Below are 26,977 nucleotides of genomic sequence, written 5' to 3' on the forward strand. Positions count from 1 at the left end.
AGTACCTGATGAATTAGTGTTGAACGAAGGATGGTTTTGCTATCGTGAAGATAACAAAAAGCCCCGCATTGGCGAGGCTTTAACAGGATGACGTGGTGATTATAGAACTTGAAGTACGTCTGCCATTGGTAGGCGCGCTTTTGGCTTACCAAAGTTATAGTCATCACCGTCTTTGTGGTAACCCATTGCTAGTGCAACTTCACATACGTAACCGTCTAGTTCTTCTTTGAACAGTTCACCGATTAGCTCAGGATCAACACCTTCCATTGTGGTTGAGTCGATACCAAGGCGAGCTAGCACGTGTAGTGTGTTACCTAGTGCTAGGTAAGTTTGTGCACGAGTCCAGTTACCGTTGAAACCATTTTCATCAGTGTTTGCTTCAGCAAACGTGTAAGCACCGTCAAGCATGTTGTTGTACATATCTGCTGGTAGGTGACCAGAAGTAACCTCTGCATCAACCACTTTTTTGTAGTTGTCTTTGGTGTAGTTCGGGTTGTACGCAAACAAAATGGTGTGTGATGCCTCTTTTGCATGCGGTTGGTTGAACTGATGTTTGTTAGCGAAAGTGTCGTGGAAGCGCTGTTTTGCTTCATCACTTTCAATAACGATGAATTTCCAAGGTTGAGAGTTGATAGATGACGCTGACAGGCGAATCGCTTCGTAAATCACATCAAGGTCTGCTTGTGGAATGCGTTTTTCTGCGTCGTAACGTTTTGCAGTGTAGCGAGATTGTAGGTCAGCAATAATTGGGTGAGTCATCGTCGTATCCTGTATTTTTCTATTCAGAGTTTTTATATTCTTGAGGGCGTTTGCCCTGTCAACGAAATGCATTCTATGAGCGAATGTGGGTGAGAGAAACTAGCTAGCGGTTGAAACATTATCAAAGAAATATTGATAATCGAAATAAATCAGATGGTGCTACGCTGAATTAGAGCGAGATAAATCAAGGTAAGATCACATGGATGAAACGAGCAAAGACAAAGTAAAACAACTTTTGATTGCCACCCGTTTTGGTGTTTCGGCATCGGAGATGCCGATTATTATTGGCGTTGAGCAGCAAATGGGCTTAGACATTATCGAGCAATTGAAGGCGGAAGGTGAGGATATTCACTCACTTGGCATGGGCTCCAATCCGCCGGAATTAGTCTTGTATTCGATTGGTGAAATCGAACCCTAATCTGTTGTTATTCGTATTCGGCCAGTTTGACTAGCGTTTCAGCCGTCGCGACAGCTTGTTTGCGGGTGGTGATATTGAGCTTTTGATACAGGTTACGAATATGAGTTTTAATTGTGGTTCCCGCTACATCGAATTGCTGGGCAATTTGATCGTTACTCATTCCCGCATAGATCAATCCAAGAACCTGCCATTCACGTTGGGTGAGTGGACTATTGAGCACGGCTTGAGGTAATGCTTGTTGGCTTAGCAAGCGCGTCACAAATGGTTGGTCGAAATGTATTTGGTGGTTGCGTTTCACGTGCGCATTGACTTGCAGCAGTTGTTCGACTCGGTGTCGAGTCAGCTGATCTAATTGTGCCTGTAACGATGAGCTCCTAAACATTGGGGCAAACGCGTCGAAATCATGCAAATATTCACCAAATAGGCCGCTTTGACTCACCGCATTTAACGAATCCAATAAAGCTAGATTGCCGTTTTGGCGGCTCACAAGTGCTTGTAGTACCGTATTTTTTATTTGGTCAGTGATAAGTTGGTGCTGAAACGCTTGCTGCTGAAGTTGATGCAAAGTGTCGGCCGCTTGACTGTTCAGTGATAAATAGAATTGTGCACGAGCAATATTGCGTGATTGTAATTGTGTGACTTGGTTGTGATTGCGGCTCGGAGCTTGCGCGTGGTTAAGCCAAAACCGAATAGATTCATCGTCTTGCGATGTTCGCCAATAGAGCAGTAAAGCTAAATCAATGGAAGCTCGCTGCCCATCATCGATGTTGACTAAAGTAAGCTTCGCATCGAGCTCTCCATAGTATCGACGAGCTTTGCTTAGATTGTGGGTGATGAGTGCCATGCGTATTAGCAGAGCGTAACATTGCAGGTGAATATGATCGCTTAGTTCTGCGTGAGGCTTTATTAATCTCAAAATCAATGCCTTGGATTCAGAGACTTTACCCCAGCTCAGCAATAATTCTGCACGGTGAACAATAATGCGCGCCTGCCAATCGAGTTGATCGGGTTGCAATAAGTTAAGCGCTTTCTCTTGTAGATCAAACGCTGCCTGAGGGTAGCCTTGCGCTAAAACAATCTGACTTTGTTGCAGCACTGCCCAAATAACATAATCACTGGTTTGATATTGGCGCGCCAATTTTTCACTTTGTTGGGTCAAGGGCAGGGCGCGTTGCAAATGTCCTAGTTGAAAGTTCGCTTGAGCAATGACGGATGTCGCGACAATTCGATTGTAGTAAGCATCAGTACCAAGTTGACTGAGCGCTTGTTGGGCAAGATCCAAAGCAATTTGGGGATTATGCTCAAGTGCAATCTTCGCTTTCAGCGTTAGCAGTTCGCTATGCTGATGCAGGCTTAACTCTTGCTCTGATATCGCGTCGAGTTGTTCGGTTAATTTTTGATGGTCACCCAACTCGCACATGACCCACGCATGCAGTAGGCGCAGGGAAAAGTCTCGCTCAATCATGATGCAAGGAAGAGCAGACAAGGCTTGCTGCAATTGAATGACCTCACCTTTATTAAGCCATTGCCAACCATATTGATGAATAATCTCTTTGGTGAGCAGATGATCTTTGGCCTCATGTGCATGGTGAAGCGCCAGTTGATCATTGCCGATTTTTAACCAGCCTTTTGCTGCACGTTGATTGAGAGTGCTCTCCAACTGTGGTTGTCGCAGGGTACGTTCATGATTGAGAAATTGAGCAAATAAGCGCTGAAAGCGATACCAGTTATTTTGCGATGGTACCGATTCAATAAACAAGCCGTGATTGAGTAGCGTTTCAAGCATTTGGTAGCTATCAACATGCTGCGTAACTTCACGTGCTAACGTTGGGTTAAAACGTTCAAGAACGGCACATTGGAGCAAAAAGCTTTGTGTGTTGTGGTCGAGATCGCGAAAGATCTCTTCGATCAAATATTGCCATACTGCTTGAGTATTTAATTCGGGTGTCACTTGCTCTGGGGCGAATAAGTCTTCTTCTTGAGCTGCTGACAATTGCAAAGCGAAGAGTTCAAGTGCCGCTGGCCAACCATCGATTTGATGGTGTATTTGCGCCATTTGCTGTTGGGATAAACGGCGAGTCATTTTTTGTTCTAGAAAGTATTCTGTCTCTTGCTGAGTAAACGCCAGTTCTGTCGGCGTAAACTCAAGTAGTAAGCCTCTTACGCGCAATTTGCCTAACCCAATATTGGGCTGTGTCCGGCTAGTCATGACCAACACTAATTTGGGTGGGAGCAATGGGATAAAGTCGCGCAACGCATCAAGAATCGATTTCTTTTGGATATGATGAAAATCTTCTAGTACCAAGTAACAAGGCTTTTTTAGTGTGTCGATCTGCGCTAATGCATGGCTAAATGCAGAAGTTAAATCAAAGGGTTCAATGTCAGATTGAGGAGCCAATTGATAATCAATGGCTTGTTGTAATGCGGCGAGAAAATAATTGGCAAACTGTTGAGGCGCATTGTCTTGCGGACCGATGTTAAACCAACCAATGTTTTTTTTACTTTTTAGCCAGTGAGTTAGAGCGCATGTTTTGCCATATCCGGTAGGGGCACGAAATAGCACAACCTTTGCATTTGCCGCATGCTCTAAACGCTGTTCTATTTTGGGGCGTGAAACGTGAGCGGTTAGGCCGCCTGGTTGACAAAGTTTTGCCGCGATCCACATGCCGATATTGTCCTTCTATCAATGGGATAAAATCATCCTGATTTGGTGTCAGCATCGCGCACTGAGTACAAAATATCACCTAAGTTTTTGTTCTACGCCGTCTGGGCGTGACGTATCTCACAATAAGTGCGATTTTAGACATGTTATCGGTTAAATCATCTCCTCTTTGTTACGGTCTCTTTCGGCACTACGGTCGATGAAATGTGATCAATTTCTCGTAATGACACTTTGTCGTCGCTTTGTCATCGAGAACCTTATCTTTTCACAACTAAGCTAAATCATGAGTGTTCAAGAGAAATGTCACGTTTAGTGATGAGTGAATACTTGGTTGGTGTGATCTATGTTGCGGTTTGAAGGTGAACGGTTATCTACGCCTTTTTATCTACGCCCTGTTTTGCTGTCTGTAGGATGATGCAACTAGATTCACCCCTTTGCAGGATAGTGCTAGGAAAATAAGAAGAGAATTCATCGATGAAACCAACACAGCAAAAGCAGTTTGATGTAGCTTCATTCCAAAAAAGTGTCAAAAACCACCTCAGTTCAACGTATGCGACGACCGTCGAACAGGCTTCAAGCCGTGCATGGTATCTCGCGATGGGACGTGCTCTGGGGGAATACACCACACTCGATTTATTACATACCGAGCAAGACCCAAGAATTCTGAATGCGAAAAGCGTTAACTATTTGTCGCTTGAGTTTCTGATTGGCCGTTTGACGGGGAATAACCTGATCAGCATGGGCCTGTATGAACAAGTTGCGCATGCGATGGAAGAGCTCGGGCAAAATTTAGCCGACTTGCTTGAAGAAGAACGCGATCCGTCACTGGGTAATGGTGGTCTTGGTCGCCTTGCCGCTTGTTTTATGGATTCGTTGGCGGCTCAAGAATACCCAAGTGTTGGCTACGGCTTGCACTATGAATACGGTTTATTTAAACAATCGTTTGTCGATTGCCACCAGAAAGAAGCTCCGGATGCTTGGTGTGGTGTCGAAGGGTATCCGTGGGAGATTGCTCGTCCAGAATTAGCGCAAGAAATTGGCTTTTTTGGTCACGTAGAAGTGACGATGGATAATGGTCGAGAGCAGCGCCGCTGGGTTCCGGGTATGACAGTAAAAGCCATGCCATGGGATATTCCTGTTGTTGGTTATCAAAGTGAAACGGTTTATCCACTGCGTTTGTGGGAATGTAAGGCCATCGCCCCGTTCTCGCTAGAGAGTTTTAACAATGGTAACTACTTTGAAGCGCAGCATGCTCTTATCGATGCGGGCAACATTACCAAGGTTCTTTACCCAAATGATAACCATGAGAAAGGTAAAACACTGCGTTTGATGCAACAGTACTTCCATAGTGCAGCATCAGTGCGTGATATTCTGCGCCGTCATGAGCAGGCGGGGCATACACTGGCCTCATTGCCTAAATACGAAACCATTCAATTGAATGATACACACCCAACCATTGCCATCCCTGAGTTGATGCGCATCTTTATCGATGAAAAAGGCATGAGTTGGGATGAAGCATGGTCGATCTGTTCAAAAACATTCGCCTACACCAACCATACGCTATTGCCAGAAGCACTTGAGACTTGGAGTGAATCACTGATTCAACGTTTGTTGCCAAGACATATGGAAATCATATATCAAATCAACCATTTGTTCTTGAAAGAAGTACGTGCGAAATGGCCTGATGATGTATCGAAACAACGTAAGTTGTCGATCATTCAAGAAGGTTTCCACCGCATGGTACGCATGGCAAACCTATGTGTGGTTGGCTCTTATGCGGTTAACGGGGTGGCTGCATTGCACTCTGAATTGGTGAAACGCGATCTTTTCCCTGAATTTAATGAGCTTTATCCAGGTCGCTTAACCAATGTGACGAACGGTATTACACCGCGTCGTTGGTTGAAATTCTGCAACCCAGCTTTAAGTGCCTTGATCACTGAAAAATTAGGTGACCAGTGGCCTGCCGATCTTGATCAACTTGAAGCGCTATCGCAGTACGCAGATGACGGCGAATTCCAACAGCAGTTTATGGCGGTGAAAAAAGCCAATAAGCAACGTTTGGCTGATTGGGTTAAACAAAATATGGATATCGAGCTCGATACTAATGCGATTTTCGATGTGCAAATTAAACGTCTGCATGAGTACAAGCGTCAGCATTTAAATATGTTGCACATACTGTCGATGTATCACCGTTTAATTAATGATCCTGATTTTGACATGGTGCCAAGAGTGTTTATTTTTGCCGCCAAAGCAGCACCGGGTTACCACTTGGCGAAAGAGATCATTTACGCCATCAACAAGATTGCGGAAAAAGTGAATCACGACCCGCGCATCAACAACAAACTGAAAGTGGTGTTCTTGCCGGATTACCGCGTCAGCATGGCGGAGATCATTATTCCTGCCGCCGATGTGTCTGAGCAAATTTCAACCGCCGGTAAAGAAGCGTCAGGTACAGGTAACATGAAGATGGCGCTCAATGGTGCCTTAACCATCGGTACGATGGATGGTGCTAATGTTGAAATCCGCGAGGAAGTGGGAGATGACAATATCTATATCTTTGGTTTAGAAGTAGATGAAGTCGAACGCCTGCATGCGTCAGGCTATAACCCTTATGCTTACTACAACGCCGATCCACTGCTCAAAGCATCACTAGAGTTGCTGGTGGGGGATGAATTTACTCCGGGTCAACCGGGTAAACTGGCTGCGACATACCATAGTTTGCTCGACGGTGGTGATCCATACCTAGTGTTGGCGGACTTTGCCTCTTACGTGGAAGCGCATGAGGCGATTGATGCTCAATATCGAGATCAAACCGGTTGGGCGAAAAAAGCCATTCTCAATACGGCGTTAGTGGGTAAATTCAGTTCTGACCGCAGTATTCGTGATTACGTCAATAATATTTGGCATTTGGAAAGCGTCAAACGATAACCAGCAGAAGGCCATCTTTAACGATGGCCTTCGGAGAGCTCAATGCTAAATCAAACGGTTCTAAAACAAGCTGCGCAAGCAGCCAATCTTGCCGATTCTTATCTTGATGCTTGGGGCAATAAGGCCTTTGTGTCGAGTGAAACGTTAGAGCGCTTACTCACAGCGCTTGGCTTCGATACGTCTAGCGATCAAGCGTTGCTGGCGAGTGTAAATAGTAAAAGCCAGCGCCCAGTCCTTGCTCCTGTGATTGTGTTGCGCGAAGACGAAGCAAACGAATACCAACTTTATCTTGATGCTAAGCAAAAGCTTAATGATTTTAGTTGGCAGATTACCACGGAGCAGGGTGAGGTCATTAAGGGCAAAGTGACTGAGCAAGTGGTACGTGATGAACGAGCCAGTGAACAAGGGGTAACTCTCACTTTGCCAAACGGTTTGGCCTGGGGTTATCACCAGCTTACCGTCACAAAGAAAGCCCAAAAGTCACCGTTCAACGCCACCCTGATTGTTACGCCACGGGAATGCTTTAAGCAGAGCGCATTGCAACAAGGCAAAAAAATGTGGGGCCCTAGCGTTCAACTCTATACGCTCAAGAGTCATCACAACTGGGGGATGGGTGATTTTGGGGATTTGAAGCAGCTGGTGGCAGAAATTGCATCACGCGGTGGAGATTTTGTTGGTCTCAACCCAATTCATGCGCTTTTCCCAGCCAACCCTGAAGCGGCCAGTCCCTATAGCCCATCGTCTCGCCGCTGGCTAAACGTGCTTTATATCGATGTCGCTTCGGTTCCTGAATTTGCATTATCAGTTGATGCGCAGCAAGTGGTCGGCAGTAATGAGTTTCAAGCCCGTTTACAGCAGGCTCGCGACTCTCATTGGGTTAACTACACAGAGGTTGCAAAGCTTAAGTTAAGTGTTTTACCACTGCTGTTTGCGGAGTTTAAACAGCGCCATCTAGATGCCAACAGCCTACGTGGCGAGCAGTTCCTTGAGTTTGTTGAGCAAGGCGGTGACAGCTTATTGCAGCAAGCTGCGTTTGATGCGTTGCATGCTCACTTGTCTCAGCAACAGGAAGGTATTTGGGGCTGGCCGGTTTTTCCTGAACAGTATCAGAAATTCGATGCTCCGGCCGTGCAAGCCTTTATTGAGCAACAGCGCGACCAAGTGCACTTGTACATGTACATGCAATGGTTAGCGGATTGCCAAATCAACGAAGCGCAACAATTGGCGCAAAGTAAAGGCATGGCGATTGGTCTTTATCGCGATTTGGCAGTTGGTGTTGCCGATTCAGGCTCAGAAACTTGGGCGGATACGGGCGATTTGGTCACGAGTGTCAGTGTTGGTGCACCGCCAGATATCTTGGGACCTCTGGGACAAAACTGGGGCTTGCCTCCGCTTAATCCAGATACGCTGCAAACAACGGCTTATGCGCCATTTATCGCATTGCTGCGGGCGAATATGCTGCATTGTGGTGCGCTGAGGATTGATCACGTGCTTGGGTTGTTGCGCCTATGGTGGATACCTAAAGGCGAGGATGCGACGCAAGGTGCTTATCTCTATTACCCAGTGAAAGAGATGTTGGCGATTTTGGCATTAGAGTCTCATCGTCACCAATGCAGCGTAATCGGCGAAGATTTGGGCACTGTGCCAGATGAAATCGTCGATATATTGCGTGATGCTGGTGTGCATTCTTACAAAGTGTTTTTCTTTGAAACGTCTAAGCAAGACGGTGGGTACATTTCACCGAAGCACTACGCAACACAAGCGATGGCGACGTTGTGTACTCATGATATGCCAACGTTGCGCGGTTTCTGGCATTGTGATGACCTCAAACTTGGACGAGAACTCGGTCTCTATCCTGACGAGCAACAGTTGCAAGGATTGTTCGATAACCGTTTGAGATGCAAACAAGGCATTCTCGATTCGGTCAATTGGCATGGTTTCTTGCCAAGTAGTGTTGGACGAGATGCTTCGACCGTGGCGATGGATGCCAGTTTGGCGCAAGGTTTACAGTTGCATGTCGCCGCTGGTGCCTCTGCATTACTCAGTGTGCAACTTGAAGATTGGTTGGAGATGGATCAACCAGTAAACATTCCGGGCACGGTTAATGAATACCCTAACTGGCGTCGTAAATTATCGATGGATCTAGAGCACCTATTTGAACTTGCGAGTGTTAATCATATTGCTCAGCGTTTAACACAAGTGAGGGCTGAAGCCGAAAACATTTGTCCATAGACAAATCGACGCGACGACAATCACATTCGACTCAATTGGGGTGAAATTATTCGCAAATTCGCCCCTTTTATCGTGCAATTTGGTTAATATGTTGCGTGATTGGAACAATTTTGACGTTCATCATTTTGTTGATGGGCGTTTTTGCCGCTCTGACCACAAGCATGCTTGAGTCAGTGTCGGTTTTTACTTGCTGCAATGAGTCTTACTCGATGCAAAACAATAAAAACACTTCTGAAATGTTGTAGATGTTGATCTATCACCATAGAAGTTAGGTCAGGGAGAGATTAACTTGAACATCACTGTTGAAAAAAAAGCGCAGGCTTATCATCAACTTTCTAACGCTGCTTTTGCCGACCCGTTTTCATTTTTAGGTCCTTATCTTGACTCTCCAAACGATGTATTGCGAGTTTGGATGCCGGGTGCGGAGAGCGTGGAAGTTGTGTTGGATGATGGTTCACGCTTACCAATGGCAAAAGAAAGTGATGCGGGTTTCGTATTAAGTCAGAAGCAACAATTGCGTTTGACTCACTATCAATTAGCGGTCAATTGGTCAGGCACGGAACAAATCCTTGATGATCCGTACCAATACCACGCCATCTATGCGGAATATGAAGATTTACACACGCCTAAACACATGTACCGTCAGATGGGGGCGCAATTTATTTCGCTTGAGCGTGATGGACAAACCATTTCAGGCGTGCGCTTTTTAGTGTATGCACCTCACGCAAGCGCGTGTAGTTTGATCGCGGATTTTAACCATTGGGATGGCCGCCGCACGCCAATGCAGCGTTTAGATTATGGCATTTGGGGGATTTTCATTCCTAACCTCGACCAAGGGGTTCGCTATAAATTTGAATTAAAAGGCCCATCAGGGGAGTCGCTACCACACAAAGCAGACCCGTGGGGAAGTTTTGCTGAGCAGCATCCTTCGTTCTCATCAGTGACGTATGACCATCGTGCTTACCAATGGCAAGACAGCCAATGGCAATCTCGCCCCGTGACTGATAAACGCAAACAAGCATTGTCGTTTTACGAGTTGCATGCAGGCTCTTGGCGTCGCGACGAGGAGGGCCAATTCCTAAACTATCGAGATTTAGCAGACCAATTGGTGCCTTACTTAACGGAAATGGGTTACACCCATGTTGAGTTGATGCCAGTTTCTGAACATCCATTTTATGGTTCTTGGGGCTACCAACCTGTCGGGTTATTTGCACCAACCAGTCGCTTCGGTACGCCAGATGATTTCAAATACTTTGTCGATATTTGTCACCAAGCGGGTATTGGTGTGGTGCTAGATTGGGTACCTGCGCATTTCCCTTCTGATGATCATGGCCTCGCTAACTTTGATGGTACTCCGCTATTCCATGACCCAGATCCGCGTCGTGGCTGGCACCAAGACTGGAACTCATTTATCTACGATATGGGGCGCGAGCATGTGCGTCGCTTCCTAGTTTCCAATGCGCTGTATTGGTTTGATATGTTCCATATCGATGGTATTCGTGTTGATGCTGTGGCGTCGATGCTTTATCTCGATTACTCGCGTAGTCACGATCAGTGGATTCCGAACATCGATGGCGGCAATGAAAACTACGATGCAATTGCAACGCTGAAGTGGATGAATGAAGAGGTCTATAAGCACTTCCCGAATGCGATGACGATTGCTGAAGAATCAACGGCTTTCCCTGGTGTCTCCGCACCAACCTATGTGGGTGGGCTAGGCTTTGGCTTTAAGTGGAATATGGGCTGGATGCACGATAGCTTGAGTTATATTCAAGAAGATCCCGTGCATCGTAAATACCACCACAACACGATTACTTTCCCTTTGATTTATGCCCACAGTGAAAACTACGTCTTGTCGCTTTCTCATGATGAAGTGGTGTATGGCAAAGGCTCGATTCATAACAAGATGCCAGGCGATGAATGGCAGCAAACGGCGAATCTAAGAGCGTATTTGGGCTATATGTATGGTCAACCGGGTAAGAAACTCAACTTTATGGGTGCAGAGTTAGGTCAGACGGCAGAGTGGAACCATGATGACCAATTACAATGGTTCTTGTTGCAGTTTGAGCGTCATCAAGGGGTACAAAACTTAGTGCGCGATCTTAACCATCTCTATCGCAAAGAACCCGCGTTGTATCAATTGGATTGTGAACCTCGCGGCTATGAGTGGCGTCTACAAGATGCCGCCGATGCCAGTATTTTAGCGCATGAGCGTATTAGCGACAGTGGTGAACGTATTTTGGTTGTGACTAACTTTACGCCTGTACCGCACTCCGAGTTTCGTTTAGGGATGCCGATTGCTGGGCGCTATGAGTTGCTACTCAATACCGATGCAGCTTCGTACAATGGCAGTGATTTTACTGTCTTTGCTGAGCTTGAAACGATGGATGAGCCTAGCCAAGGTTTGGCGCAATCGCTACTAATGAGTGTGCCGCCTCTCTCAACATTGTTCTATAAGCTCGTAGATTGATGTTGTTTTGATGTCATCAATGCCCCGCCGTCGAGCGGGGTATTTTTTGGGTTTTCTTCTATACTCAAGTGACTTCAAGTTGCAGGAAGCTTACTTGAGTATACGGCTTCGCCTTTACAGGGAGATACAGATGATTACAGCACTCTACGCATCACTATTGGCTTTTCTGATGCTTTGGTTGGCGATACAAGTGATCAAACAGCGTCGTAAGAGCCGCGTAGCGCACGCTGATGGTGGGATTGAAGAGCTGCAGATTGCTCGCAGTGCTCATGGGAATGCGGTAGATTACATTCCTATCGTATTAATACTGATGGCGTTAATTGAATACAATGGTGCAAATCCGCTGTTAATTCATGGCTTAGGTATCGTATTTGTCGTTGGCCGTGTGGTGCATGCGAAGGCGATTTTAGGACGTGATTTAAAAGGGCGAGTATTGGGTATGAAGCTCACCTTCGCGGTGTTGTTCGCGTTGGCAGTATTTAATCTAATTTACTTGCCTTTTGAACGCTTATGGTAACGACTAAGTTGGCTTGGCCGCCGTCTTGGTTGTTGGTGCTCATCGGGCTTGTGCTCAATGTGTTGGCACTATTGATGTCGAGTATCGTGCTAGAAAGGTTAGGGCAAAGCAAAGCGAGTTTGCTAGAGCAGCAGCAAGAGAACCTTTATTCGATTCAGCTGACGTGGAACCGCGTAGAAACCTTAGAGCGTAAAAAAGAGTGGACGATTTTATATCTTCAGCGCGAGCAGGAAGACGCTTCTACCCCGATACTTGATACCGCATTTCAAGCTCAGTTACGAGCTTGGTTATCTGTACCCATTCCTGATCTCTCAGCCACTAATCTGGGCTCAATTCTCGACCTAATAGAGTCGGCGCAGCAAAGTCAGCGTGACCAAATTGATACGTTTTATCTCTCTAATCTTTCTTTAAGCGAACAAGTGATGGCACTCGATAGTCAGATCGCTTGGTATCGTAATATTGGGTTATTTCTGCAAGTGTTTGGTTTAGCGTTGATTTTGGCGCGAGATCTCGCGAGAAAATAATAGAGTCAATTGAGAATAAAGCTGCAACATCGTTCCAGCTTTCAAAGGTGTGATTAACGGAATAGCCAGCGATTGAGAGGCGTTTTTTCAATGCCTTTAACCAGAAGTAAGGTTAAGACGATGGTACCGGTAAAGACAGTGGCATCTTTCGCAGGCCCTGCTAGTTGCATAAAGCCCGCGACGTTCATCATGACAATAATAATCGGCAAGTGTGATACATAGATTGGCAATACGGATTTAGACAGATTCAATACCCAAGCATGATTGCCTAGATTGGGTTTGGCTAACAAAAATAGAAATACGCCTGTTCCCCAGACCATGGTACTGAATACAAAGTCATTGGTGTTAAATGCCTGTTTGTAGTCCATCAACATATACGCTTCGATAAAGTGCACGGCCATACCAGCCAAAGCCAGTACCGCGGCTTTAGCCGCGCTAACCTGAATACTGTTTTGACGAATAATGAAGCCGATAGCAAACATCAAGGTACTGAAAAATGGGCCGTTACGAGTAAAGAATGGAGTCCATAGTTCGGTGATATTTTGGTAGCTGCCAGCTAGTACGCCGTAGATGTAAAGAACGGCGGCAAGTGGCAGTAGCAGACGCACTTGATTAAAACGTACCATTAATGCAGTGATCAATGCTGCGATCATTAATGCCGGAATAAACCATAAATGCACCAAGCCACCTTCGAGTAGCGTATTAAGTGGCGCTTGACCAAGGTAGTTCCAATACCCCATACGTTCGACTAAATAACCTTCGGTCATCACCGTGTGGAAATTAAACGGCATTAACGCGCAGATTACGCTCCAAACAATGAATACTCTGAGAAGTGGTGTGCAGAAGCTCTTTACTGTCGCCATTGGCGCAGCCATTAATTTAGGCTGCATTAGATAGCCAGAAATCAGGAAGAACAGAGGCACCGCAAAGCGAGTCGATTGGTTAAAAATGTAGCCAAACCAAGGCGTGTCTTGATAAAGGAAATAGGTCAGGAACATCTGGCAGTGCATAGCGACGACAAGAAAGATCGCAACCAGTCGCCCTAGCTCGATACTGGTGATTTTATTTGTTTGCATAACAATATCATTCAAATGAAAACGTTTGCCGAGAAGTTATCAGTAATCCATTGAATAGCTAGTACCTAGCGTCAATCTATGCAGATTTTCTTATAAATTTTATTTATTTCGAGAAGTGAATCAATTTTGTGAGTGGTTGGTTTGAGTGGGAAATCTCTGTTTGTCGGTGTCTTTTTGCTTCTTGGTATGTCCCGCAGGTTTCAGTATTCCCGATACCGAAAACCTAAAATTCAGCCTGAATTTTTCCTAGTGTAATGGTATCTTCGGTTGGTCAGAATAGCTCTCGTTTGGTGATAGCGATAACATGGTTTTGCCCCAAGGTTTGTTAGGGGCTGTGGTTCTATAGGTCCAGAGCCACTTTTAAAAGTGGCTCTATTGAGGAGGCGGAGGTCTTTGGTTATCTCGGCGCGGCCAGAGACTTTCATGAAAAGCAGACATCAATGTATTACAACAGTAATCCCGCCATCATTGACCAATCTAGTTTTATACAAATTAAACAGCAAAGTAAACTTAACTTATGTTTGTCCAGAGGCATGTCGCATGCGAGATCACGACTAAGCCAAAATTAATTTAATTTGCAATTGCGGATAAGTAATGCATATTCTGCAATTGATATCAGCTCAAGAGTATGAGCTTCATTTTCAACGATTTTCATATGTCGCGCTAACACCTCGAAGATGAGATTCCCAAAGTGTTTGCTACAAGTTTGATTGCCTCGAATTCGTTCATATAGTTCTCTTTAATAAAGTTGCGACCTAGTGGTAATTACAATGATCATTACTCAAAATCAGATTTGCAATTTAGGCCGAAATCAATGGTTGAAAATAAGTCCAAAACTCTCGATACTACCAGTTCCACTGGAGGCGAAGTTTTATTTTAAGCCCTGTTGTGGGCTTTTGTGCATAAACTAGGCGTTTGCCGCCTTGGTGTCAAGCTTTTATAATTAAATATATTATTATGCCCTACTGGAGGGCGATTATGATTAGATGCAAGCTTAGTGAGTTACTTGTTGCAAGAAAAAACTATTAGTGAATTCTCAAAGTTGACAGGGATTCATAGGAATACTCTTACACGCATGGCCAATCAAACGGCAACTCGTGTAGAGCTGAGTGTTGTTGAAAAATATGCTGTGAACTAGAAATATCTATCGGTGAACTGTATGAAATTGGAGATGCTCCGATCAAAGATGGGGTCTTGCGGATAGCCGCATTTGATGAAGCATTCAATCACATAGTGGTTTTTCTCCTTTAATAAGTAGCAATTTTGTTAATAAAAATTCATATCAATGTTAACAAATAGTCTCTCCAGAATAGAGTCAGTATATTTAGTCTACGGTCCTCTTAAAGACGAAAGCGCTATCAACGCACATGAAGCTCTTATCACGCTATCTAAAAAATTTGAGAACTTACACTTGGTTCAACTAGACAATTTGCATATGAAGGCTGTGATAATTGATGGGTATGTGATGAATACCACTCGTAACTTACTTACAGGGTGGCCTTCAAACACTGAGTTTGACGTAGAGCTTAACTCAGAGAGCGCTGCTATTCAGGCAAACGATTCATCAAACACTGGGAATCGATACCGGCTTATAACAGTATATTCTTCTTACCTAACACTGCACCTATTTTGATGGTCATAAAGTGAACAAGTTGTACCTGAATACATATCAGGTGTACTTCACCCCAAACTTTGTTTTTAGTGGGTAAGTGAAGGTGTTCGATTAATTACCTGATTTTCAACACTAAAAATAATCCGAAAAGTTTGGAGAGAATAGAGACCGTAATTCGTGAATGTCCAAAAGCTTGTTATAACTCGTCCCTCTCCAAAGTTCCAACTTAGCAAAATAGCCCCAACAACGCTTCTTCTAAACGTCATCTGGTCTGACGTTTTGTTTAAGGGTTGTAAAATAGTACGTTCGTGCTAAAACTATAAATAGAACCAAGCGAGAATGTGTTTATGAGTAAAGGTCGAGTCACTCGAAGTGATTCTTACAAAGGCGTTTGAGTTGGCGAGCATATCGGGGCTAGAGAGCTTAACGATTGGTGAGCTGGCTAAGCAGTGTGGTATGTCTAAAAGTGGCCTTTTTGCCCACTTTAATTCCAAAGAAAATCTGCAACTTGCAGTGCTAGAACATGCCAACCGGGTGTTCACTGAGCGCGTGATCGCCCCAGCGCGTAGTGTTGGGGATGGTGACATTATTCATAAGCTAAAAACGTTACTCGATAACTGGCTCGGGTGGAATCACTCCTTTCAAGGTAGTTGCATGTTTTTAGATGCGTGGAAAGAAACCGGCAGCAAAGACACATTAATGCAGCAGCATTTGCAAGCTACGATATTGAAGTGGATTGATTATCTGATTATCCAACTGCGTAAAGGTAAGGATACTCAGCAGTTTAGAGCCGATCTAAATTGCGAACAGGCTGCTTTTGAGTTGTACGGTTTGTACTTAAGCGCCAAGTTATTTTATTCGCTGCGAGGCGAACAGGTTAGCCATGACCATTTTTGGCAGGGTGTAGAGCGACTGATAGGAGATTGGCGCTCACAAGCATAACGACGGTTTATCTCGTCGTTTTATTTTGATTATTAAAAGCACGGTCGTTCGATTTTGTTGCGCCAATGGTGTCAATTGAGTGAGAGCAACCATGAAGTACCCAAAGGACAGGTACCATGAGTGAGAAGATTTATTTTAATACCTCAACTAAGTTCAGTTTTAAACGAACCTTAGTGAATCTTTCAACCCGATTGCATCACCGCGTCGCACCAAGGCACGCTGAGCGTACAGCACATAAGTTGTTACTGACTCCGGTTAGAACCAAACCTAAAAACCAATCTCCTCAGGGTATAGTTAAAGGTTACGTGGAGTCGAAAGAAGGTAAGCTGACGACTTATTCTTTGGGCTCGGGCCCCGTATGGGTATTAACTCATGGCTGGTCAGGTTCAGCGAGTCAGTTTTTCCCTTTAATGGAGCATATTGCCTCACGTGGTTACACCGCATTAGCTTATGACCATCCCGCTCATGGTGAGAGCGAAGGGGCGTTTGGGCATATTCCAGCATTTGTAAACGGTTTAGATGCGATTCTCGATAGCGTTGATGATGTGGCAGGTCTAATTGGACATAGCATGGGGACAGCATCTGCGATTGAATGTCGTCACGCGAAGCTGGTGGATAAGCCGCTATTGTTGATTGCTCCAGTGCTGGATTACCTCGATAACTTGTTTGGTAGTGTATCGCGTTCAGGTTATTCCATGCGTTTGTTCAACGCGGTGGTCGATAAATTGCAGCAAGGTTACAACTACCCATTACACTCAATTGATCCCTACAATAAATTGAAGTTACGCCAATCTGCGACCATTATTGTTCACGATGAAGCCGATAAATTCACCAAGTTTTCCGTCTCGCAAAGAGCAGCGCAAGAAATGGAAAATGTGTCGTTGGTGGCAACACAAGGTCAGGGACACGGACGAGTCATGAAATGCGATCAGGTAATGAGTAGTTTTGATAAGTTAGTAAGTAAATCATAATTTTAACATTCATAACCATAATTTTGATATGGTTAACAAATTCGCAAAACAAAATATTTCTTAAGAGGGTTATGTGGGATCATTTGCATGCCTACTGGCCCTCACAAGGAATATAACAATGAATAGAAACGATAGTGTCCCTTTGCCCAACAATACCCGGGAGTGGTTAATCAACCGCAACAGCCTAATTATCCTCGCAGATATTGCGCTATTTCTTACTCTCTACTTTACGCTGCCCTATGAACCTCAAGTCGTTTTAGGGTTGAGTATGCTGGTTTTCGTCGCCATCCTCTGGTTAACCGAAGCGCTGCATGTCACCGTTACCGCAATTTTAGTTCCAATCATGGCGGTTCTTTTTGGGGTGTTTAACACCCAAACCGCACTCAACAACTTCGCCAACTCTATTATCTTCCTGTTTTTAGGCGGTTTTGCGCTGGCTGCAGCGATGCATCGGCAAGGGTTGGATAAAGTTATCGCCGATAAGGTGCTGATTGTTGCCAAAGGCAAAATGAGCGTAGCGGTGTTTATGCTATTTGGTGTTACTGCTGCGCTCTCTATGTGGATCAGTAATACTGCGACGACGGCGATGATGTTGCCATTAGTGCTAGGCGTACTTAGCAAAGTGAACGAAGAAAGCGGTCACCAAACCTATGTCTTTGTGCTGCTTGGTATCGCATACAGTGCCAGTATTGGTGGTATTGCGACCATCGTGGGTAGCCCACCAAACGCTATTGCGGCAGCGGAAGTAGGGTTAACCTTTACGGAATGGATGAGCTTTGGCTTGCCAACCGCTGCGATTTTATTACCGTTGGCGATCATTGTGTTACACATGATGTTAAAGCCAGATCTAAAAGGCCAATTTGAGTTAAACCACGCTCCTATCGAGTGGGATAAAGGCAAAGTGGTTACGCTACTTATTTTTGCTACCACGGTTTTCTTCTGGATTTTCAGTAAACCAATTAATGCCATGTTAGGTGGTTACGCTAAATTCGACACAATTGTGGCATTAGGTGCGATTGTTGCCGTTAACTTTGCACGCGTTGTGCATTGGAAAGATATCGAAAAAACGGCCGACTGGGGCGTATTGTTATTGTTTGGTGGTGGTATTTGTTTGAGTAACGTGTTGAAAGCGACAGGGACTAGCGTGTTCCTCGCGAACGCGTTGAGCGAATCAATTGCACACCTAGGTATCTTCTTTATCATCGCCGTGATTGCAGTGTTTGTGGTGTTCTTAACTGAATTTGCCAGTAACACCGCGAGTGCAGCACTATTGATTCCAGTATTCGCAACAGTGGCAGAAGCCTTTGGGATGTCACCTGTTATTCTTTCGGTATTGATTGCAGTTGCAGCATCGTGCGCCTTTATGCTGCCAGTAGCGACCCCGCCGAACGCGATTGTGTTTGGTTCTGGCCATATTAAACAAGCAGAAATGATGCGGGTTGGTGTGGTGCTAAACGTTGTTTGTATCGCAGTGCTTACGGTTATAGCGATGCTATTTTGGGCTTAATGCCTGACTGAAAATCGCGTCTAATCAAACGTCCTATCTTTTGCTCAAAGGATAGGGCGTTTTACTTGGTGCACAGCATGGGCGAGCTATTGCGAATGTGTTATGTTACCGCAGCCATCACTTCTCAAGACTCATCAATGAACAACGATATTCAGCAAAAAATCGCCAGTTTTACCACAATCGAGCAAGCACTCGACTATTTCGAGATTGGTTATGACAGCAAGTTTATTGAGCAAAATAGAATTGAGTTGGTGAAGCGTTTTAATGGCTATTTGATTTTGCAAAAGCCTGAGGATTGGTTTGCGGCGCGTCGTGCACTGAAAAACGCCTATTGTAAGATTCAGCGTTCGCGTTTAGATAAGCATACTCGCCAAGCGTGTCGCGGTTGTACCACCTGCCAAAGACGTTAGGTTAAGTTATATCATGCGGGAGTTGTGTTAATTGCAGATACAAAAAAGCCCACCATTGTGAACAATAGCAGGCTTTTAGAGCTTAAGTGCTAACTGAATTATTCAGCTGACTTTTTAGAAGCCCATACGTAAAGCAGTTCTAGTGCGATAGTTGCGCCAGCAAGTGCAGTCATATCTGCGTGGTCGTAGGCTGGTGATACTTCTACCACATCCATGCCCACAACGTTCATGCCTGCGAAGCCACGTAGGATCTTCAGTACTTTGTCTGAGTTCAAACCGCCACATACAGGTGTACCCGTACCTGGAGCAAATGCAGGATCAAGACAGTCGATATCAAACGTAACGTAAACTGGCTTGTCACCCACGATTGCACGTACCTTCTCAACGATTTCAGCTGGCGATAGGTCGTTTGCTTCCATCGCATTGATAACGTTGAAGCCGTGATCTTGCTTCTCGTATTCAGTACGAATACCGATTTGCACTGAGTGCTTCGGTGAAATTAGACCTTCTTTAGGCGCATGGTAGAACATAGTACCGTGGTCGTATGCACTGCCGTTTGCGTAAGTGTCAGTATGAGCATCGAAGTGGATCAATGCCATTTCACCGTGGTGTTTCGCATAAGCACGTAGAATAGGTAGCGTGATAAAGTGATCACCACCTAGTGCCATTAGCGTTTTACCGTTCTTTAGGATTTCACCTGCCGCTTTTTCTAGACGGTATGTGAAGTCTTCTGCGTCACCACAATCGAAGACCAAATCACCTGCATCAATCACTTTAGCGCGATCAAATACGTTGAAATCCCATGGGAATTTTTTGCCTTCCCAAGCTAGGTTTACTGATGCGCGACGAATCGCGTCTGGGCCCATACGTGCGCCAGGACGACCAGAAGTCGCCATGTCTAGTGGCACACCAAGTACAACCACGTCAGCATCGCTGCCGATAGGGTTGCGTAGGTATGGACGACGCATAAAACTCATTGAGTTTGAATACAGTGAATAATCAGTTTTAGTAAACAAATCATTCATTTAGAAATCCTCTAAGTAGGTATAACCGCATAGACCTTGTTCTAGCTCTTGCAGTACCTGTTGTTGTTCTTGTTGGTCGACTCGTTGGGTAACGAGCTGGCGATAATGCTCTCGAATTTGCTCTACGTCAATGTGTACGTAACGCAACATGTCTTCGACTGAATCACCAACGTCAATTCGCTCGATAACCGCTTCGCCTTGATCGCTTACTGTCACGACTGCGCTGTGGGTATCACCAAACAGGTTGTGCATGTCACCAAGGATCTCTTGGTACGCACCCACGAGGAAGAAGCCCATTAGGTACGGCTTATCCGTATTCCACGCAGGAACAGGCAACGTCGTTTCGATACCTTGACCTTCTACGTATTGCTCAACCGCACCGTCTGAGTCACAAGTGATATCCAGCATGACTGCGCGGCGATCTTCTAGCTCATCTAAGCCTGATAGTGGCAATACAGGGAATACTTGATCGATACCCCATGCATCAGGCAAAGATTGGAATAGTGAGAAGTTGACAAAGAACTTGTCTGCCAAGCGCTCGTTCAGTTCATCCAAAATTGGGCGATGGAAACGGTTTTTGGTGCTCATTGCACGGCTTAGTTCAAAGTAGATGCGTAAAGACATCTGCTCAGCCCAAGCACGTTGTGGCAAGTTAAGCACGCCAGTTGCAAATTGTGAGTGCACCTCTGCAAGGTCTGCTTGAGTATCGTTGTAGATCTCAATCAGCGCACGAGCATCACTACCATCTTGCAAGTTCTGCCAGTTACGCCACATGTTTTGTAGTAGCGTAGGGGCATCCGCTTCAAGCGTTTCAACCATTTCTGGTTGGTAGGTTTCAGTGCCGATTACGTTGGTGATCAGTACTGCGTGATGCGCCGTCAAAGAACGACCAGATTCAGAGATAATTACTGGCTTTGGTTGGCCGTAGTCGTCACATACATCGCTGACGGTATGCACGATATTGCGAGCGTATTCAATCAGGCCGTAGTTCATTGAGTTTGAAGATTGGCTACGAGTACCATCGTAATCAACCGCAAGACCGCCACCGATATCAAAGAAGGCAATCTGTGCACCCATTTCACGTAGTTCACAGTAGAAACGCGCTGACTCATTCACACCGTTACGGATATCACGAATGTTTGCCATTTGTGAGCCAAGGTGGAAGTGCACCAGTTGCATTGCATCAAGCTGGTTTTCTTGTTTTAGGCGCTCGATTACGGTCAAAACTTGAGACGCTGACAGACCAAATTTAGATTTTTCGCCGCCACTGGCTTGCCATTTACCCGCACCTTGTGAGGCGAGGCGAATACGAATACCTAAACGAGGTTTTACCCCTAGGCTTTTCGCTTCTTTTAGTACTAGGTCAAGTTCAGATAGCTTTTCCAACACGATGAAAACTTTATGACCCAGTTTTTCACCGATCAATGCTAGACGAATATATTCACGGTCTTTGTAACCGTTACATACGATCACTGAGCTGGCTTTTTGTGCCAAGCCAAGTACCGCAAGTAACTCTGGTTTACTGCCCGCTTCTAGTCCAAGTTGCTTAGTTTCTAAGCTAGCTTGGCTGGCGAGAATCTCATCGACCACTTCTTTCTGTTGGTTTACTTTGATTGGGTAGACCAACAGGTATTTATTTGGATATTGATACTCATCGATCGCTTGGTTAAAGGCGTCACAAATTGAATGCACACGTTGATGCAAAATTTGAGGAAAGCGAACCAGTACAGGCAGATTTAACTCTTTCTGTTCTAGCTGAGTAACGATATTGCTTAGTGGGATTTGGTGCGTTTTGTCTAATGTAGGGGATACGTACACTTCACCTTGGTTATCAATGCCATAGAAACCTTGGCTCCAGTAGTGAACGTTGTAATCCGCACGCACGCGGTCTAATTTGGATGTTTTTTCCACATCTATTCTCACGAAAATAGAGAGAAGAAAATGAATCAGTTTTGGCTGATATCACACCTGACACGGCATTGCAGCTCATTCGTGTCCGCGCGCATTAACGGACAAAAAGGCGACAGAGTAAAACAAATATAATTTGTCGTGTTGACTATAAATTTACGCGTAAAAACTATACGGTGCAAGTGTATCAAAATGTGAATTTGTCCAGGGTTTTCGGGGCTTAAAGGGAAGTTTGTTTCGTGTGAAAAACGAAGCAATTAGTTGAATATTGAATTGATGTTGTAATCGATAAGTGTGAATTTTAGATAAAAAACGCCTCTGATGTCAGAGGCGATTTTAAAACAGATTAGTCTTCTTCAACAAGGCTGTTATCTTCAGCATAATCATCCGATGCTTCAGGCTTGTTACGACCGTTTAGTGTGTGGAAACGCTTACGACCGCGAGCGAGTTGAACGTATTTTAACCAAACGCGTTCTAGCTTAGATTTTGCATTCTCTGGGTTCTCGATCACTTTAACGAAGTGCTTCTCTTCAGCGCTCTGAGGAGTTAGCTCACCAGTTTCTAGACCCAGCATGGTATCACCGTAAACGGTTAGAATTTCTTCTTCCGCTATCGTAAAGTTACCTGATTTGGCAAAACCACGTGGAAATTTAGTGTTGTCGTAAAAACGCTTTTTGCCTTGACGAAATTCAGTGTCAGACATTCGATTGACCTCAAATGGTATGTTTTGGACGAAGACCAGTGCGTATGAGCCTCTAAATGTCAGTTCGCCCTAATCAGCATTGGTATATGGCGAAAATTAGGCGTAAAGTTGGAAAAGAACAAAATATTTCTATCATCTCAATCAAATTAAATTGTTAAATCCGTGTAACACTTTGCACATTGACACTTTATTTGTAGGGGAATTCCCTGTTAATCTTGCAGCGCTATTTTCTGAGGTATAACAATGGACGTAAAAGTCTTTAGAACGTTTTTAGAGTTGGCTAAAGTACGCCATTTTGGTCGTGCTGCTGAGAATCTATATATAACCCAAGCTGCGGTAAGCGCACGTATCAAACAACTCGAGAGTCATTTCGATACACAGCTTTTTATTCGTGATCGCAACAACATTAAACTTACCTCTGCCGGAGAGCGTTTGGTTAGTTACGCCGAAGTTATGGTGACCACTCTTCAGCAAGCAAAATTGGAACTGTCACTAGAGAGCGGCAAAAAATTACAACTCATCATGGGCGGCACTCCGAACGTTTGGGATGCCTATTTGCAAAACTGTTTGAGTGTTACGACAGAAGCTTTTGAAGGTTATGGTTTTATCGCTGAAGTGATGGGACGTGAAGCCTTGGTTCGCAGCTTACAAGAACGCACATTGGATATGGCGTTTGCTTTTGATCAGATCAAAGCGGATGAATTGAACTGTAAAAAAGTGGCGGATGTGGCACTGACTTTGGTTTCGACTGAACCTCGTTCTGTTGAGGAAGTCTTTGCTGATAAATACGTTTATGTCGATTGGGGCACCAAGTTTGTTGCTGAGCACGCTGAGCGCCACTCAAAAATTCCAGCACCTTACTTGAGAACATCAACGGCCAGAATCGCGCTTGATTTCATTTTAGAAAAAGGTGGCAGCGCCTACCTTCCAAACTCTTTAGTTGAAGCGTTTATTGTTTCAGGCCAATTGCATCGTGTAGAGGGTGTTGAGGATTGGTATCGTCCAATCTATCTAAGTTACCGTAAAGCGAGCAGCTCTGTGGATGCGATTAAGCAAGTGGAAGAATTGGTGAAAAACATCATTCCAAGCAGCAGCTTTAGTCTTAGCCAAGTCGCCGAAGTCTAAACCGAAAAAACCTCGCCATGGCGAGGTTTTTTGTTATTTACAGGCAGCAGCATGTGCCAAGCGGGTTAGAGCAAAGCTTGTAAATCGGCTAGTGCTTGCTCACGGCTGCGTGTTGCGGCTTCCTCACCCATATTTAGCGCTTCGGCGTAAACAAAATGTACATCGGTAATGCCGATAAAACCAAACATCGTTGCAACATAACTCTCTAGTGAGTTGCGAGGTGAGTCTTTATGCAGACCGCCACGTGTAGTGACGACAATGACCTTTTTATTTGTGATCATGCCAACTGGACCTTGTTCTGTGTATGAGAAGGTTACGCCCGCACGAGCAATCAAATCAAACCAGTTTTTAAGCTGGGTTGGCACCATAAAGTTATACATTGGCGCAGCGACAACAAGCTGATCTGCCGCTTTTAACTCATCTACCAACTGATTAGAAAGAGATAGGATAGCTTGTTGCGCTTCAGGCAAGTCGTCAAAGTTGCCGCTTAAAGCCGCCAGTACTTGAGCGTCAAGCATCGGTAATGGATTGGCTGCAAGGTCGCGCTCTATTAGTTGAGTTTTGCCTTCTAACGCAGCATCAATCAATAAGTTTGACTGAGAATAGTCACCAAGGATACTGGATTTTAAAACAAGAGTGGTCATCGTTGACTCCGAAATGTAAATAGATACGTCGAGTATCTTTGCAGTGTAATCCAGTCATTGTGGCTTAATAAGCCCTTGGTTTAGATAAAGGTATTCAAAATTTTCGAACGAGGACAAGAATTGAATATTGGCTTCGGTAAAAAAAAGGCCTGCAATAATGCAGGCCAAAAGGTAGTCATGGATTTTTTTGCGTGATTACATTTTTTCTGTAAATGTACGAGTGATCACGTCTTGTTGTTGTTCTTTAGTGAGCGAGTTAAAACGCACAGCATAGCCTGATACACGAATGGTTAACTGAGGGTATTTCTCAGGGTGATCAACGGCATCAAGCAACATCTCACGATTTAACACGTTAACGTTGAGGTGTTGACCGCCTTCAATCAAAGCACCATTGTCGCCTGCTTCGTGGTGGAAATAACCATCCATCAATGCCGCTAAGTTTTGTTTTTGCATCTCAATATCTTTACCTAGTGCGTTTGGCACAATAGAGAAGGTGTATGAGATACCATCTTTTGCAAAGGCAAACGGTAGTTTTGATACTGAAGTCAACGAAGCTACCGCACCATTTTGGTCACGTCCGTGCATTGGGTTCGCACCAGGGCCAAATGGCATACCAGCACGACGGCCATCTGGCGTATTACCAGTTTTCTTACCGTACACCACGTTAGAGGTGATGGTTAGAATAGACTGCGTAGGAATCGCCTCGCGGTACATGGTCATCTTCTGAATTTTCTTCATGAAGCGTTCAACCAAGTCGCAAGCAATGTCATCAACGCGAGCGTCGTTGTTACCAAATTTTGGATAGTCGCCATCAATCTCAAAATCAACTGCGATACCATCTTCATCACGAACTGGCGTTACTTTGGCGTATTTGATTGCTGCTAGTGAGTCAGCAACCACAGATAAACCCGCAATACCACAAGCCATAGTGCGGCGTACATCGCGATCCATCAGTGCCATCAATGATGCTTCGTAGCTGTAGCGATCATGTGAGTAGTGAATGATGTTTAGCGCAGTCACATATTGAGTTGCTAGCCAATCTAGCATCGCATCAAAACGAGGCATTAAGCGATCAAAATCAAGGACAGCATCATCAATTTTGTCCTGTTTAGGACCAACTTGTGCTTTTGATTTTTCATCAATACCACCATTGATGGTGTACAACAGTGCTTTTGCTAAGTTGGCACGAGCCCCAAAGAACTGCATGTCTTTACCAACAATTTGTGGGCTAACACAACAAGCGATAGCGTAATCATCGTTGTTAAAATCAGGACGCATTAGATCGTCGTTTTCATACTGTACTGATGAAGTATCAATCGATACTTTAGCGGCATATTTTTTGAACGCAGCAGGAAGCTGTTCTGACCATAGAATCGTCATATTTGGCTCTGGTGCTGGGCCCATATTGTGCAATGTATGTAGGTAACGGAAAGTAGTCTTACTTACTAGCGTACGACCATCAACGCCCATACCGGCCATTGCTTCGGTTGCCCAAATTGGGTCACCAGAGAACAGTGAATCGTAATCAGGTGTGCGTAGGAAACGTACCATGCGCAGCTTCATAATGAAGTGGTCGATCAACTCTTGCGCCTGAGTTTCATTGATAACACCATTCGCTAAATCACGTTCGATGTAGACATCAAGGAATGTCGATGTACGACCAAGTGACATCGCGGCACCGTTTTGTGATTTCACGGCAGCAAGGTAACCAAAGTAAGTAAATTGAATGGCTTCTTGTGCACTACGGGCAGGGTTTGCCATATCAATGCCGTATTTCAAACCCATAGTGCGAATGTCTTTTAATGCTTGGATTTGATCGGCAAGTTCTTCACGTAGGCGCAGTGTTTTCTCAAGATCTTGGCCTTGCTCTAGGAAGCTTTGCGTAGATTTTACTTGCTCTAGTTTGTCGGCAACAAGGAAGTTAATGCCATACAACGCAAGTCGACGGTAGTCGCCAATAATGCGGCCACGACCATAAGCATCTGGCAGACCAGTGATGATGCCTGATTTGCGGCAAGCAAGGATGTCTTTGGTATAAAGATCAAAGCAGACTTTGTTGTGCGTTTTGCGGTATTCAGTGAAGATTTTCTCAACACTTGGGTCAAGTTCACGACCGTACACTTCACAAGATGTTTTAACCATACGAATACCGCCATTGGCGATAATTGCACGTTTTAGTGGTTTGTCAGTTTGCAAACCAACAATGGTTTCAAGCTCTTTGTTGATGTAGCCTGCATCATGAGAAATGATCGTTGAAGGTAGGTCAGTATCAAAATCAAGCGGTGCATGAGTGCGGCTTTCTTGTTTGATGCCTTCAAGAACGTCGTTCCACAATGCTGTCGTCGCATCAGTTGCATCTGCTAAGAATGACTCATCGCCTTCATAAGGGGTGTAGTTAGTTTGGATAAAATCACGGGTGTTTACTTCGGTTTGCCATTGACCTGCAGCGAAACCTTCCCATGCTTCAAGCATGTCAGTAGTAGGAATAGTCATGCGTAATACCTATATAACGTAATTTAAAGAATACAATTAGGTCTGTTAACT

At 44.7% G+C, this 26,977-nt stretch carries 19 protein-coding genes and 1 pseudogene; 12 read left to right on the top strand and 8 right to left on the bottom strand.

Annotated elements, in window-relative coordinates:
* Positions 1-99: 99 nt before the first annotated feature.
* On the bottom strand, positions 100-759 hold the full coding sequence (locus tag Vt282_RS14175) for an NAD(P)H-dependent oxidoreductase (protein ID WP_162063804.1): 660 nt from the start codon (positions 757-759) through the stop codon (positions 100-102).
* A 199-nt stretch (positions 760-958) separates the two neighbouring features.
* Here Vt282_RS14175 and Vt282_RS14180 point away from each other — a divergent pair, with 199 nt between their 5' ends.
* Positions 959-1,177 carry a hypothetical protein gene (locus tag Vt282_RS14180; RefSeq protein WP_162047720.1) on the top strand — a complete coding sequence of 73 codons (219 nt, stop codon included), beginning with the start codon at positions 959-961 and terminating at the stop codon, positions 1,175-1,177.
* 7 nt (positions 1,178-1,184) lie between these two features.
* On the opposite strand, the gene malT is transcribed toward Vt282_RS14180, so the two are convergent.
* The gene (malT, locus tag Vt282_RS14185) at positions 1,185-3,842 is read right to left on the bottom strand and encodes an HTH-type transcriptional regulator MalT (RefSeq protein ID WP_162063805.1); all 2,658 of its coding nucleotides are present in this window, start codon (positions 3,840-3,842) and stop codon (positions 1,185-1,187) included.
* Between the two features lie 471 nt (positions 3,843-4,313).
* Between malT and Vt282_RS14190 the strand changes: the two genes are divergently transcribed.
* From Vt282_RS14190 to Vt282_RS14210, 5 genes are all read left to right on the top strand, one after another.
* The gene (locus Vt282_RS14190) at positions 4,314-6,767 is read left to right on the top strand and encodes a glycogen/starch/alpha-glucan phosphorylase (RefSeq protein ID WP_162063806.1); all 2,454 of its coding nucleotides are present in this window, start codon (positions 4,314-4,316) and stop codon (positions 6,765-6,767) included.
* Between the two features lie 42 nt (positions 6,768-6,809).
* A complete protein-coding gene (malQ, locus tag Vt282_RS14195; protein WP_162063807.1) occupies positions 6,810-8,999 on the top strand; it encodes a 4-alpha-glucanotransferase in 2,190 nt (729 codons plus the stop codon).
* 289 nt (positions 9,000-9,288) lie between these two features.
* Positions 9,289-11,469: a 1,4-alpha-glucan branching protein GlgB gene (glgB, locus tag Vt282_RS14200; protein ID WP_162063808.1), complete on the top strand. Its 2,181-nt coding sequence runs from the start codon at positions 9,289-9,291 to the stop codon at positions 11,467-11,469.
* Between the two features lie 130 nt (positions 11,470-11,599).
* Positions 11,600-11,986, top strand: a complete 387-nt coding sequence (locus Vt282_RS14205) for an MAPEG family protein (RefSeq protein WP_162047728.1) — start codon at positions 11,600-11,602, stop codon at positions 11,984-11,986.
* Positions 11,980-12,510, top strand: coding sequence for a DNA mismatch repair protein (locus tag Vt282_RS14210; RefSeq protein ID WP_162063809.1), 531 nt, complete (start codon positions 11,980-11,982; stop codon positions 12,508-12,510). The genes Vt282_RS14205 and Vt282_RS14210 overlap by 7 nt, the downstream gene beginning before the upstream one ends.
* A 53-nt stretch (positions 12,511-12,563) precedes the next feature.
* On the opposite strand, the gene Vt282_RS14215 is transcribed toward Vt282_RS14210, so the two are convergent.
* Positions 12,564-13,586 (bottom strand): acyltransferase, encoded by a 1,023-nt coding sequence (locus Vt282_RS14215; RefSeq protein ID WP_162063810.1) that lies wholly within the window; start codon positions 13,584-13,586, stop codon positions 12,564-12,566.
* 997 nt (positions 13,587-14,583) lie between these two features.
* Between Vt282_RS14215 and Vt282_RS21745 the strand changes: the two genes are divergently transcribed.
* The 5 genes and pseudogenes from Vt282_RS21745 (at position 14,584) to Vt282_RS14240 (ending at position 19,028) form a co-directional block, all read left to right on the top strand.
* Positions 14,584-14,724: a helix-turn-helix domain-containing protein gene (locus Vt282_RS21745; RefSeq protein WP_415663461.1), complete on the top strand. Its 141-nt coding sequence runs from the start codon at positions 14,584-14,586 to the stop codon at positions 14,722-14,724.
* A gap of 821 nt (positions 14,725-15,545) precedes the next feature.
* Positions 15,546-16,140: pseudogene (locus Vt282_RS14225) on the top strand (TetR/AcrR family transcriptional regulator).
* Positions 16,141-16,256: 116 nt separating this feature from the next.
* Positions 16,257-17,111, top strand: a complete 855-nt coding sequence (locus Vt282_RS14230; protein ID WP_162063811.1) for an alpha/beta hydrolase — start codon at positions 16,257-16,259, stop codon at positions 17,109-17,111.
* 118 nt (positions 17,112-17,229) lie between these two features.
* Positions 17,230-18,618: an SLC13 family permease gene (locus Vt282_RS14235; RefSeq protein ID WP_162047733.1), complete on the top strand. Its 1,389-nt coding sequence runs from the start codon at positions 17,230-17,232 to the stop codon at positions 18,616-18,618.
* Positions 18,619-18,755: 137 nt separating this feature from the next.
* Positions 18,756-19,028, top strand: a complete 273-nt coding sequence (locus Vt282_RS14240; RefSeq protein ID WP_162064517.1) for a nitrogenase-stabilizing/protective protein NifW — start codon at positions 18,756-18,758, stop codon at positions 19,026-19,028.
* 98 nt (positions 19,029-19,126) lie between these two features.
* Here Vt282_RS14240 and speB read toward each other — a convergent pair whose 3' ends face one another.
* The 3 genes from speB to Vt282_RS14255 all read right to left on the bottom strand — a co-directional run bounded on the left by speB (position 19,127) and on the right by Vt282_RS14255 (position 22,664).
* Positions 19,127-20,053: an agmatinase gene (gene speB / locus Vt282_RS14245; RefSeq protein WP_162047734.1), complete on the bottom strand. Its 927-nt coding sequence runs from the start codon at positions 20,051-20,053 to the stop codon at positions 19,127-19,129.
* A complete protein-coding gene (gene speA / locus Vt282_RS14250; RefSeq protein WP_162047735.1) occupies positions 20,054-21,964 on the bottom strand; it encodes an arginine decarboxylase in 1,911 nt (636 codons plus the stop codon). It abuts the gene before it with no gap.
* Between the two features lie 343 nt (positions 21,965-22,307).
* Entirely contained in the window at positions 22,308-22,664 is a 357-nt protein-coding gene (locus tag Vt282_RS14255) for a MaoP family protein (protein ID WP_162047736.1), read from the bottom strand.
* Positions 22,665-22,907: 243 nt separating this feature from the next.
* On the opposite strand from Vt282_RS14255, the gene Vt282_RS14260 reads away from it, so the two are divergent.
* Entirely contained in the window at positions 22,908-23,789 is an 882-nt protein-coding gene (locus Vt282_RS14260; protein ID WP_162063812.1) for a LysR family transcriptional regulator, read from the top strand.
* Positions 23,790-23,854: 65 nt separating this feature from the next.
* On the opposite strand, the gene Vt282_RS14265 is transcribed toward Vt282_RS14260, so the two are convergent.
* The gene (locus tag Vt282_RS14265; protein ID WP_162063813.1) at positions 23,855-24,433 is read right to left on the bottom strand and encodes an FMN-dependent NADH-azoreductase; all 579 of its coding nucleotides are present in this window, start codon (positions 24,431-24,433) and stop codon (positions 23,855-23,857) included.
* A gap of 195 nt (positions 24,434-24,628) precedes the next feature.
* Positions 24,629-26,926 (bottom strand): formate C-acetyltransferase, encoded by a 2,298-nt coding sequence (gene pflB, locus Vt282_RS14270; RefSeq protein ID WP_162063814.1) that lies wholly within the window; start codon positions 26,924-26,926, stop codon positions 24,629-24,631.
* Positions 26,927-26,977: the final 51 nt, after the last annotated feature.

It is taken from the genome of Vibrio taketomensis, from assembly GCF_009938165.1.
In the GTDB taxonomy this organism is placed as follows: Bacteria; Pseudomonadota; Gammaproteobacteria; order Enterobacterales; family Vibrionaceae; genus Vibrio; species Vibrio taketomensis.

Bases quoted from the DNA above. Each gene is read 5' to 3' on its own strand.
- malQ (WP_162063807.1), top strand. From the start codon at position 6,810: ATGCTAAATCAAACGGTTCTAAAACAAGCTGCGCAAGCAGCCAATCTT.
- Vt282_RS14180 (WP_162047720.1), top strand. From the start codon at position 959: ATGGATGAAACGAGCAAAGACAAAGTAAAACAACTTTTGATTGCCACC.
- Vt282_RS14175 (WP_162063804.1), bottom strand. From the start codon at position 759: ATGACTCACCCAATTATTGCTGACCTACAATCTCGCTACACTGCAAAA.
- Vt282_RS14210 (WP_162063809.1), top strand. From the start codon at position 11,980: ATGGTAACGACTAAGTTGGCTTGGCCGCCGTCTTGGTTGTTGGTGCTC.
- malT (WP_162063805.1), bottom strand. From the start codon at position 3,842: ATGTGGATCGCGGCAAAACTTTGTCAACCAGGCGGCCTAACCGCTCAC.
- pflB (WP_162063814.1), bottom strand. From the start codon at position 26,926: ATGACTATTCCTACTACTGACATGCTTGAAGCATGGGAAGGTTTCGCT.
- Vt282_RS14215 (WP_162063810.1), bottom strand. From the start codon at position 13,586: ATGCAAACAAATAAAATCACCAGTATCGAGCTAGGGCGACTGGTTGCG.
- Vt282_RS14190 (WP_162063806.1), top strand. From the start codon at position 4,314: ATGAAACCAACACAGCAAAAGCAGTTTGATGTAGCTTCATTCCAAAAA.
- Vt282_RS14260 (WP_162063812.1), top strand. From the start codon at position 22,908: ATGGACGTAAAAGTCTTTAGAACGTTTTTAGAGTTGGCTAAAGTACGC.
- Vt282_RS14265 (WP_162063813.1), bottom strand. From the start codon at position 24,433: ATGACCACTCTTGTTTTAAAATCCAGTATCCTTGGTGACTATTCTCAG.
- Vt282_RS14205 (WP_162047728.1), top strand. From the start codon at position 11,600: ATGATTACAGCACTCTACGCATCACTATTGGCTTTTCTGATGCTTTGG.
- Vt282_RS14230 (WP_162063811.1), top strand. From the start codon at position 16,257: ATGAGTGAGAAGATTTATTTTAATACCTCAACTAAGTTCAGTTTTAAA.
- Vt282_RS14235 (WP_162047733.1), top strand. From the start codon at position 17,230: ATGAATAGAAACGATAGTGTCCCTTTGCCCAACAATACCCGGGAGTGG.
- Vt282_RS14240 (WP_162064517.1), top strand. From the start codon at position 18,756: ATGAACAACGATATTCAGCAAAAAATCGCCAGTTTTACCACAATCGAG.
- Vt282_RS14255 (WP_162047736.1), bottom strand. From the start codon at position 22,664: ATGTCTGACACTGAATTTCGTCAAGGCAAAAAGCGTTTTTACGACAAC.
- speB (WP_162047734.1), bottom strand. From the start codon at position 20,053: ATGAATGATTTGTTTACTAAAACTGATTATTCACTGTATTCAAACTCA.